This is a genomic window from Streptomyces sp. NPDC031274, from assembly GCF_055570235.1.
The window spans coordinates 1-1,366 of record NZ_JBVIHP010000249.1 but is presented as its reverse complement, the minus strand read 5'-3'; the positions used below and the strand labels follow the sequence as shown (position 1 = coordinate 1,366).

The 1,366-nt window shown below is 75.3% G+C and carries 1 protein-coding gene and 1 pseudogene; one reads left to right on the top strand and one right to left on the bottom strand.

The window, feature by feature from the left end; genetic code table 11:
* Positions 1–195: pseudogene (locus tag ACZ5CR_RS45395) on the top strand (dioxygenase); the annotation flags it as partial.
* A 21-nt stretch (positions 196–216) separates the two neighbouring features.
* Here the strand turns inward: ACZ5CR_RS45395 and ACZ5CR_RS45390 are convergent.
* Entirely contained in the window at positions 217–1,245 is a 1,029-nt protein-coding gene (locus tag ACZ5CR_RS45390) for a questin oxidase family protein (protein ID WP_468869592.1), read from the bottom strand.
* Positions 1,246–1,366 lie beyond the last annotated feature (121 nt).

The following is a 1,366-nucleotide window of genomic DNA, read 5'->3' as shown; positions in this document are numbered from 1 at the left end:
GGCGACGTGGACGGTCTCCTCGACTTCCGGCACAAGTCCCCGGCCGGCGAGCTCGCGCATCCGCGTACGGAGCACTTCGCGCCCTTGTTCGTGACCCTGGGGGCCGCCGAGGCCTCGGGGGATCTCGGCGGGCAGCGGAGCGTGATCGACGGGTTCTGGATGGGTCTCGCCAAGAGGTCGGTGCAGTTCGGCTGACGGCGGGCGCCGCGGTCGTGCTCAGACCAGCGGTTCGCTGATCTCGATCGCGCGCAGGGCCGCCGTCAGGGCCTGCTCGTCGCCCACGTCCAGTGCCGTGTCGGCGAACTTGATGACGTGCTCGTCGCCGTGCGCGAGGGCCCGCTCGAAGACCTCTTCGGGGGCGAAGGTGCCGGGTGCGGTGTACGTGACCGGGGCGTTTGGGGCGTACATCGACGTCACGGCGGCCGAAGCCGTCCAGGCCGCGTGCAGGCTCGGCGCCCACAGGGTGCGGGGCAGCGCGGGCAGGGCGCGCAGGACGGCGTTGGGCGCGGTCGACGCGTGCACCAGCATCGTCTCCTCGCCGTGGCCGTGCGTGGCGTACCGGTGGGTGGCCGCGCGCACCAGCTCGGTGAGCCTGCGGTGCGCCTCGTCGGGCTCCGTCACGCCGGCCGCCCACGCGGGCAGGCCCGCGACCCGGCCGAGCCGTGCGGGGAAGCTGCCGCTCTCCCTGTCCGGGATCGGCTCGACGGCGTCCAGGGCGGCGGCCGCGGTGCCGGCGCCCACCGGCAGGAGCCCGACGCCGGTGACGGGGTGGTGGCGGGCGGCCCAGTAGCCGAGGCCGTGGGCGAGTTCGGCGGTGCGGGGCCCGGTCGCCTCCCCCGCCAGGAGCGTGCGGACCGCGTGGCCCACCCGGATCACCGGGTGCGTGGAGCCGCCGTACATGCCGGGCAGCAGACGCGGCCACCACGCGGCGAGGACGTCGCGCCACGGGCGTTCGCCGAGCTCCCGTCCGAAGTACGCGATCCAGTCCGCCGCGCGGCGCGGATCGCCGATGGCCTCACGCCAGTTGTCGCCGGTGATTGGCTCGACCGCGCTCGGGTACTCCTCCAACTTCGGCGCGTACAGCTCGAGCCAGCGGTGGACGGCACCGGACCGGCCGTGCGCGGCGAGCGCCTCGACGGCCATCGGAGCGTGGTTGGTGAGCCGTCCGAGCCGTTCGGGGCCCGAGGCGTGCAGGCGCTGGAGGGCTTCGTCGAGGGTGCCTGCGGTGTTGTCTGTGGCGTCCATGGGGGGCACGGTAGGCAGGGCGCGGGCGGGGCGTAACGGCCTTGCGGCCTAGGACGGGACCTACGCCAGGGCCTTGGGGGGGGGGGGGGGGGGCTTGGGGGGGGAGGGGCAGGGGGAGGCA